9 protein-coding genes and 1 pseudogene are annotated in these 6,849 nt (G+C 47.0%); 6 read left to right on the forward strand and 4 right to left on the reverse strand.

Features of this window, described 5'->3' with window-relative positions; translation table 11 throughout:
• Positions 1 to 21: 21 nt before the first annotated feature.
• The 3 genes from tnpC (BFC18_RS10775) to tnpA (BFC18_RS10785) form a co-directional block, all read right to left on the reverse strand.
• Positions 22 to 1,521 carry an IS66 family transposase gene (gene tnpC, locus BFC18_RS10775; RefSeq protein WP_070125564.1) on the reverse strand — a complete coding sequence of 500 codons (1,500 nt, stop codon included), beginning with the start codon at positions 1,519 to 1,521 and terminating at the stop codon, positions 22 to 24.
• 86 nt (positions 1,522 to 1,607) lie between these two features.
• Positions 1,608 to 1,958, reverse strand: coding sequence for an IS66 family insertion sequence element accessory protein TnpB (gene tnpB / locus BFC18_RS10780; RefSeq protein ID WP_070125565.1), 351 nt, complete (start codon positions 1,956 to 1,958; stop codon positions 1,608 to 1,610).
• On the reverse strand, positions 1,955 to 2,272 hold the full coding sequence (gene tnpA, locus BFC18_RS10785; RefSeq protein ID WP_070125566.1) for an IS66 family insertion sequence element accessory protein TnpA: 318 nt from the start codon (positions 2,270 to 2,272) through the stop codon (positions 1,955 to 1,957). Before tnpA (BFC18_RS10785) ends, tnpB (BFC18_RS10780) begins: the two co-directional genes overlap by 4 nt.
• A 51-nt stretch (positions 2,273 to 2,323) precedes the next feature.
• On the opposite strand from tnpA (BFC18_RS10785), the gene BFC18_RS10790 reads away from it, so the two are divergent.
• The 3 genes from BFC18_RS10790 (at position 2,324) to BFC18_RS10795 (ending at position 4,328) form a co-directional block, all read left to right on the forward strand.
• Positions 2,324 to 2,770, forward strand: a complete 447-nt coding sequence (locus BFC18_RS10790; protein WP_070125571.1) for a hypothetical protein — start codon at positions 2,324 to 2,326, stop codon at positions 2,768 to 2,770.
• A gap of 282 nt (positions 2,771 to 3,052) precedes the next feature.
• The gene (locus BFC18_RS21715) at positions 3,053 to 3,196 is read left to right on the forward strand and encodes a hypothetical protein (protein WP_170826592.1); all 144 of its coding nucleotides are present in this window, start codon (positions 3,053 to 3,055) and stop codon (positions 3,194 to 3,196) included.
• A 451-nt stretch (positions 3,197 to 3,647) separates the two neighbouring features.
• A complete protein-coding gene (locus BFC18_RS10795; protein ID WP_070125572.1) occupies positions 3,648 to 4,328 on the forward strand; it encodes a DNA-methyltransferase in 681 nt (226 codons plus the stop codon).
• A 25-nt stretch (positions 4,329 to 4,353) separates the two neighbouring features.
• Here BFC18_RS10795 and BFC18_RS22155 read toward each other — a convergent pair.
• Positions 4,354 to 4,500 (reverse strand): annotated as a pseudogene (locus BFC18_RS22155) (IS30 family transposase); the annotation flags it as partial.
• A 77-nt stretch (positions 4,501 to 4,577) separates the two neighbouring features.
• Between BFC18_RS22155 and tnpA (BFC18_RS10800) the strand changes: the two are divergent.
• From tnpA (BFC18_RS10800) to tnpC (BFC18_RS10810), 3 genes are all read left to right on the forward strand, one after another.
• Positions 4,578 to 4,895 (forward strand): IS66 family insertion sequence element accessory protein TnpA, encoded by a 318-nt coding sequence (gene tnpA / locus BFC18_RS10800; RefSeq protein ID WP_070125566.1) that lies wholly within the window; start codon positions 4,578 to 4,580, stop codon positions 4,893 to 4,895.
• Positions 4,892 to 5,242 carry an IS66 family insertion sequence element accessory protein TnpB gene (gene tnpB, locus BFC18_RS10805; RefSeq protein WP_070125565.1) on the forward strand — a complete coding sequence of 117 codons (351 nt, stop codon included), beginning with the start codon at positions 4,892 to 4,894 and terminating at the stop codon, positions 5,240 to 5,242. Before tnpA (BFC18_RS10800) ends, tnpB (BFC18_RS10805) begins: the two co-directional genes overlap by 4 nt.
• An 86-nt stretch (positions 5,243 to 5,328) precedes the next feature.
• Positions 5,329 to 6,828 carry an IS66 family transposase gene (gene tnpC / locus BFC18_RS10810; RefSeq protein WP_070125564.1) on the forward strand — a complete coding sequence of 500 codons (1,500 nt, stop codon included), beginning with the start codon at positions 5,329 to 5,331 and terminating at the stop codon, positions 6,826 to 6,828.
• Positions 6,829 to 6,849: the final 21 nt, after the last annotated feature.

The following is a 6,849-nucleotide window of genomic DNA, read 5'->3' on the forward strand; positions in this document are numbered from 1 at the left end:
GTAAGCGTCCGCTAATCCCACCTATCGTTTTGCAAACTGCCATGGTAGATGTTGCTCGATACCGGTTTCGGGTTTGCTGAGCTGCTCCAGGCAGGCCATGACATAATCGAACGCATTGAGGTCGTTAGCCTTCGCTGTTTCAATGATGCTGTAGAGGATGGCGCTGGCATTGGCACCGGTTGCGGTCTGGCTGAACAGCCAGTTTTTTCTGCCGATGACGAACGGTTTAATGGCTCGCTCTGCGCGGTTATTGTCGATGGTGAGCTGGCCATCGAGTGTGTAACGAACCAGTTTATGCCATTGATTAAGGCAATACTGTATTGCCTCGCCGAGTTTTGTTTTCGGTAATACCTGTTGGGCTGATTTTATCAGCCAGGCTTCAAACTGATTAAGCAACGGCAGGCTTTTTTCTTGTCGTTGTGCATAGCGGGTTGCTGCGGTTTCTTCTTTTAACTGCGTCTCGACACGGTAGAGCTTCTGTATGTGGTTCAGTGCCCAGTCGGCTTTGCCACTGCCTTTACTGCCAGCGCCTTTTTTCGCTTCCATGAACTTGCGTCTCGCATGGGCCCAGCAGCCGACTAAGGTGGCCTGCGTTTGTTCGTAGCCCTGATAGCCATCCACTTGCAGATAGCCGCTATAACCATCAAGGAAGTCCACGGCACATCGCCCCGCACGACTATTGTGATAATCGTACAGTACGATATTGGGTGTTGACGAGCCGGTAATGGTCGCTTGCGGTGAATCTGCACCGGTGGCATACAGCCACATGTAACTGGTCGCTTTGTCAGAATCGACAACCTTCAGCGTGGTTTCATCCGCCTGGATAACCGGTTGCTTTAGCAGATGTTGATGAAGCTGGTCATAAAGCGGTTTAAATAACTCAGCGCAACGGATTATCCAGTCTGCCATGGTTTTACGGCTGAGTTCGATGCCATGCTGTTTGAACATGGCTTCCTGCCGGTAAAGTGGCAGACCATACTGATATTTGCTGGTGATTATCTGGCTTAACAAGCTGGGTGTTGCATAGCCTTTAGGGATAACGCTGTGAGGTACCGGCGCTTGTTTAACCGTATTGCTGATACCCTCTTTTTCGCAGGTACGGCACGCATATTTCGGACGTACATGCTCAATCACTTTCACCTGAGCAGGAATGAACTGAAGTTTCTCAGACTTATCTTCACCGATGCAGTGCAGTGTGCCAGCGCAGCAACCACAGACTTTATCTTCATCAGGGATATCGTGAACGATGACTTCACGCGGCAAGTCCTCAGGCAGTGGTTTACGCTTAGGTTTATTGCGTGTATAGCTGATGGTTTCCTGCTCTGGCGTTTCAACATCGGCAGTCAGTTCTTCCGCCTCATTAAACAGCTCACCCTGACCAGGGTGGCCTTCAGTACTTTTGCCAAACTGTTTTTGCTGTGCGATACGGAACTGCTCTTCCAGGTATTGATACCGGTTATTCAATTCCCGGAGCTGCTGCTCCAGTTCAGCGATGCGGCGTTGATAATCTTCTTCGTTCATAAGACTATTATCGCCGATTAAGGTACTGATTACCTGATGTTATTCAGACTATTTCGTGATCGATAAATGCTACTTATGATCACCGGTTATAAGCCGGAAGCCGTGTAGTTCAATGGCGAATGGCCTATCACATCAAAGCCCGACAATAGCCACTGCAACTGCTGCTCACTCAGGTGCATGTGCTGTAATTCAGTGTCTGATGGCCATTTGAAGCGATGCTTCTCCAGGCGCTTATACCACAGGGCAAAGCCAGTTTTATCCCAGTACAACACCTTCAGTTTATCCCGCTTTTTATTGCAGAACACAAACAACGCATCCCGGAACGGATTCAATTCCATCTGCTGTTCCACCACGACAATCAGGCCGTTGATGGATTTACGGAAGTCGACATTATCCAGATAAAGATAAATGTCAGAAGGCTCGACGAACATCTTCATTCGTTCAGCGCCTTCATCAGGTCGGCTAACCACTGTGGGCTGACATTGGCGGGTATGCGCAATGTCGAAGCAGCGCATTCAAGCGAAAGGGTCTGCGGGTCATCTTCAATACGGGATTCGAACGTGGTGACTTCGCGCTTAACGTGAACAAACTTATTGCTGGTTCGCTGAAGCCGGATGTCACTGCGTCTGGCATAAAACGTCTGAATGTTTATCTGATGCTGACGGCAGAACGCCACCGCTGATAATCCACTTTGTTCCTGACGTTCGAAAAGCGCCAGCCAGGTATTAACGTCTCGTCGTTGGTATCGCATGGTGTTCTCCTTAGCAAAAGAACACGATGCAGTAGCGACATCAGTTTTTGAATGTGGGGATTACCGGACGGTTACAAAGAAAGTCTATCGACTGCGGTAAAATCGGCAATGCAAATGGTATATATGCTCACTCACTCGGATTCAAAAGTGCGACAAAAATTGGAAAAGTTCAGTGCGCTTGATTTCGGTATAGGCATAGATCACGGTAAAATACTTTGCACTAAAGCAGGTAAGTCTGGTAGTAATAATCGGGATCTCGTTTGGCTTGGCCATGGAGTCAACAAGTCAGTTAAAATCGGCGACGAACTATCCAGCCCTAATCGTATAGGGATTTCCAGTCATGTTTACAATAACTTAACAGACTGGGCAAAGTATTCGACACAAAAAGACTACTGGGGTAATGATCAAAAAGTTGATATGTGGACAGCGGGTAATCACATTTATAATGGCGAGTATAAAACTTACTACTACACCTCTTATCACTGGACGGTCATCTAACAATGCCATACACGCGGACCCTTCACTCGCTGCGCTCGCTCAGGGCCGGTGATGGCTAGCGTTAGGGCTCAACGAGGAAACTATGCCAACTTCAAAACTATCAAAGCAGGAACTTGAAGTTAGACTGGCCGAGCTAGAGGCAGAATACGAGCTGGCGCGTATGGGTTTAATGAAAGGGGGGGGGGTGCTGCTGGAGGAGCTCTGATTGGTGGGCTAGCTTCTCTTGGAGCTGCTTTATTTGCATTTGTTAGTGTAGGGCCAGGGTTTTTATCGGGAGATCATTTGGTAATAATTGATATTGCAATGATCGCAGGTCTTGTTATTTATTTTTCGTTTGTTTTTGGTCGTGCTGCAAAGGTTAAAGTAGAAATCACTAAAACCAAAAAGTTAATAGAAATTGCGTCAGCTGAAAATGTACGTAAATAGAAGCACTAACAAAGTTGGCAAATTGACAGTTTTTCCGTCGCTCCTTTTTGTGCTTGATAGCACAAAAAGGGCTACTCCAAAACTGCAATTTACAACGGCGTTATGCGCACTTTTTGTTCGTTTGTGTCTTGAATTCAACCTCTTAAATCCCTATTTATTGTGTTGGTATAACTGAAAGAGGAGGATTTATGCCAGCTCTAGATAAAGCTTGTTGCCCTTGCCGAGGTTGCAACAAGACGGCAAATACAGCAGAAGAAGTTGAAGAGCTTTTTGGCCTTCGAAATATGGGGGATGGCACTATTCGAGTTCAATCGTATTGCCGAGAATGCCGCAGTCTCCATTGCGAAGCTGCTGACCCTAAATGTAATTAAGTTACCATTATTTAAGGTGGGGTTATGATGTACCTACCTCTTCATGCTAAAGTGCGCCTTTTGTTTTTGGGTAATTAAGCATGCAAAACCTTTTTAAGGATGACGCTGTAAAGTGGTTAAAGTCTCTCGATGACTCCAGCGTTGATCTGTTAATTACAGACCCCCCTTATGAATCCTTAGAAAAACATCGCTCTATTGGGACAACAACCAGATTAAAAAATAGTAAATCCTCAAGTAATAAGTGGTTCGACATTTTTCCGAACTCCCGCTTTGACGAGCTATTTCAAGAGGTTTATAGAGTCCTAAAAAAAGGAAGTCACTTTTATCTCTTTTGCGACCAAGAGACAATGTTTGCTGCAAAGCCTATCGCAGAGCAGGTAGGGTTTAAGTTCTGGAAACCCATAGTGTGGGACAAGTGTGCCATTGGTATGGGCTATCATTATCGCGCCCGATACGAATTCATCCTGTTTTTCGAGAAAGGAAAAAGAAAGTTGAATAACCTAGGTATACCAGACATCCTTGAACACAAAAGAGTTCATAGAGGCTACCCTACCGAAAAGCCTGTTAGCCTGTTGGAAGTTCTCATTGAGCAAAGTTCAAATGAAGGTGAGTTAGTCGTGGATCCATTTTTTGGTTCTGGTTCAACCCTTGTCGCAGCTGATAATCTATCTCGAAAATATCTTGGTTGTGATGTCTCAGAAGATGCACATCAACATTTCAAAAATAGATTGGAGGATCAGCCCGAGCATAAGTGCGCCTAGTATCAACTTCCAAGTGCAACATTGATCATACATGCTCATTCTTCATCTCCCACGGTGATTTAAAGCCATATCGTTTTCTTGGGCGGCTGTTAAGCCGCCTTTCTATTGCAGTACATCCTTCCTGAGTCAGTTCCTTCATGGATGTTCGCTTTGGGATATATTGTCTGATTAAGCGTAACCGTCCGGTAATCCCCACATTCAAAAACTGATGTCGCTACTGCATCGTGTTCTTTTGCTAAGGAGAACACCATGCGATACCAACGACGAGACGTTAATACCTGGCTGGCGCTTTTCGAACGTCAGGAACAAAGTGGATTATCAGCGGTGGCGTTCTGCCGTCAGCATCAGATAAACATTCAGACGTTTTATGCCAGACGCAGTGACATCCGGCTTCAGCGAACCAGCAATAAGTTTGTTCACGTTAAGCGCGAAGTCACCACGTTCGAATCCCGTATTGAAGATGACCCGCAGACCCTTTCGCTTGAATGCGCTGCTTCGACATTGCGCATACCCGCCAATGTCAGCCCACAGTGGTTAGCCGACCTGATGAAGGCGCTGAACGAATGAAGATGTTCGTCGAGCCTTCTGACATTTATCTTTATCTGGATAATGTCGACTTCCGTAAATCCATCAACGGCCTGATTGTCGTGGTGGAACAGCAGATGGAATTGAATCCGTTCCGGGATGCGTTGTTTGTGTTCTGCAATAAAAAGCGGGATAAACTGAAGGTGTTGTACTGGGATAAAACTGGCTTTGCCCTGTGGTATAAGCGCCTGGAGAAGCATCGCTTCAAATGGCCATCAGACACTGAATTACAGCACATGCACCTGAGTGAGCAGCAGTTGCAGTGGCTATTGTCGGGCTTTGATGTGATAGGCCATTCGCCATTGAACTACACGGCTTCCGGCTTATAACCGGTGATCATAAGTAGCATTTATCGATCACGAAATAGTCTGAATAACATCAGGTAATCAGTACCTTAATCGGCGATAATAGTCTTATGAACGAAGAAGATTATCAACGCCGCATCGCTGAACTGGAGCAGCAGCTCCGGGAATTGAATAACCGGTATCAATACCTGGAAGAGCAGTTCCGTATCGCACAGCAAAAACAGTTTGGCAAAAGTACTGAAGGCCACCCTGGTCAGGGTGAGCTGTTTAATGAGGCGGAAGAACTGACTGCCGATGTTGAAACGCCAGAGCAGGAAACCATCAGCTATACACGCAATAAACCTAAGCGTAAACCACTGCCTGAGGACTTGCCGCGTGAAGTCATCGTTCACGATATCCCTGATGAAGATAAAGTCTGTGGTTGCTGCGCTGGCACACTGCACTGCATCGGTGAAGATAAGTCTGAGAAACTTCAGTTCATTCCTGCTCAGGTGAAAGTGATTGAGCATGTACGTCCGAAATATGCGTGCCGTACCTGCGAAAAAGAGGGTATCAGCAATACGGTTAAACAAGCGCCGGTACCTCACAGCGTTATCCCTAAAGGCTATGCAACACCCAGCTTGTTAAGCCAGATAATCACCAGCAAATATCAGTATGGTCTGCCACTTTACCGGCAGGAAGCCATGTTCAAACAGCATGGCATCGAACTCAGCCGTAAAACCATGGCAGACTGGATAATCCGTTGCGCTGAGTTATTTAAACCGCTTTATGACCAGCTTCATCAACATCTGCTAAAGCAACCGGTTATCCAGGCGGATGAAACCACGCTGAAGGTTGTCGATTCTGACAAAGCGACCAGTTACATGTGGCTGTATGCCACCGGTGCAGATTCACCGCAAGCGACCATTACCGGCTCGTCAACACCCAATATCGTACTGTACGATTATCACAATAGTCGTGCGGGGCGATGTGCCGTGGACTTCCTTGATGGTTATAGCGGCTATCTGCAAGTGGATGGCTATCAGGGCTACGAACAAACGCAGGCCACCTTAGTCGGCTGCTGGGCCCATGCGAGACGCAAGTTCATGGAAGCGAAAAAAGGCGCTGGCAGTAAAGGCAGTGGCAAAGCCGACTGGGCACTGAACCACATACAGAAGCTCTACCGTGTCGAGACGCAGTTAAAAGAAGAAACCGCAGCAACCCGCTATGCACAACGACAAGAAAAAAGCCTGCCGTTGCTTAATCAGTTTGAAGCCTGGCTGATAAAATCAGCCCAACAGGTATTACCGAAAACAAAACTCGGCGAGGCAATACAGTATTGCCTTAATCAATGGCATAAACTGGTTCGTTACACACTCGATGGCCAGCTCACCATCGACAATAACCGCGCAGAGCGAGCCATTAAACCGTTCGTCATCGGCAGAAAAAACTGGCTGTTCAGCCAGACCGCAACCGGTGCCAATGCCAGCGCCATCCTCTACAGCATCATTGAAACAGCGAAGGCTAACGACCTCAATGCGTTCGATTATGTCATGGCCTGCCTGGAGCAGCTCAGCAAACCCGAAACCGGTATCGAGCAACATCTACCATGGCAGTTTGCAAAACGATAGGTGGGATTAGCGGACGCTTAC

The sequence above is a fragment of the Alteromonas confluentis genome (assembly GCF_001757105.1).
Lineage (GTDB): Bacteria > Pseudomonadota > Gammaproteobacteria > Enterobacterales > Alteromonadaceae > Alteromonas > Alteromonas confluentis.

What these genes read in the sequence shown, in the direction of transcription:
- tnpC (WP_070125564.1), bottom strand. Translation starts at nt 1,521, where the DNA reads ATGAACGAAGAAGATTATCAACGCCGCATCGCTGAACTGGAGCAGCAG.
- tnpB (WP_070125565.1), bottom strand. Translation starts at nt 1,958, where the DNA reads ATGAAGATGTTCGTCGAGCCTTCTGACATTTATCTTTATCTGGATAAT.
- tnpA (WP_070125566.1), bottom strand. Translation starts at nt 2,272, where the DNA reads ATGCGATACCAACGACGAGACGTTAATACCTGGCTGGCGCTTTTCGAA.
- BFC18_RS10790 (WP_070125571.1), top strand. Translation starts at nt 2,324, where the DNA reads ATGTGGGGATTACCGGACGGTTACAAAGAAAGTCTATCGACTGCGGTA.
- BFC18_RS10795 (WP_070125572.1), top strand. Translation starts at nt 3,648, where the DNA reads ATGCAAAACCTTTTTAAGGATGACGCTGTAAAGTGGTTAAAGTCTCTC.
- tnpA (WP_070125566.1), top strand. Translation starts at nt 4,578, where the DNA reads ATGCGATACCAACGACGAGACGTTAATACCTGGCTGGCGCTTTTCGAA.
- tnpB (WP_070125565.1), top strand. Translation starts at nt 4,892, where the DNA reads ATGAAGATGTTCGTCGAGCCTTCTGACATTTATCTTTATCTGGATAAT.
- tnpC (WP_070125564.1), top strand. Translation starts at nt 5,329, where the DNA reads ATGAACGAAGAAGATTATCAACGCCGCATCGCTGAACTGGAGCAGCAG.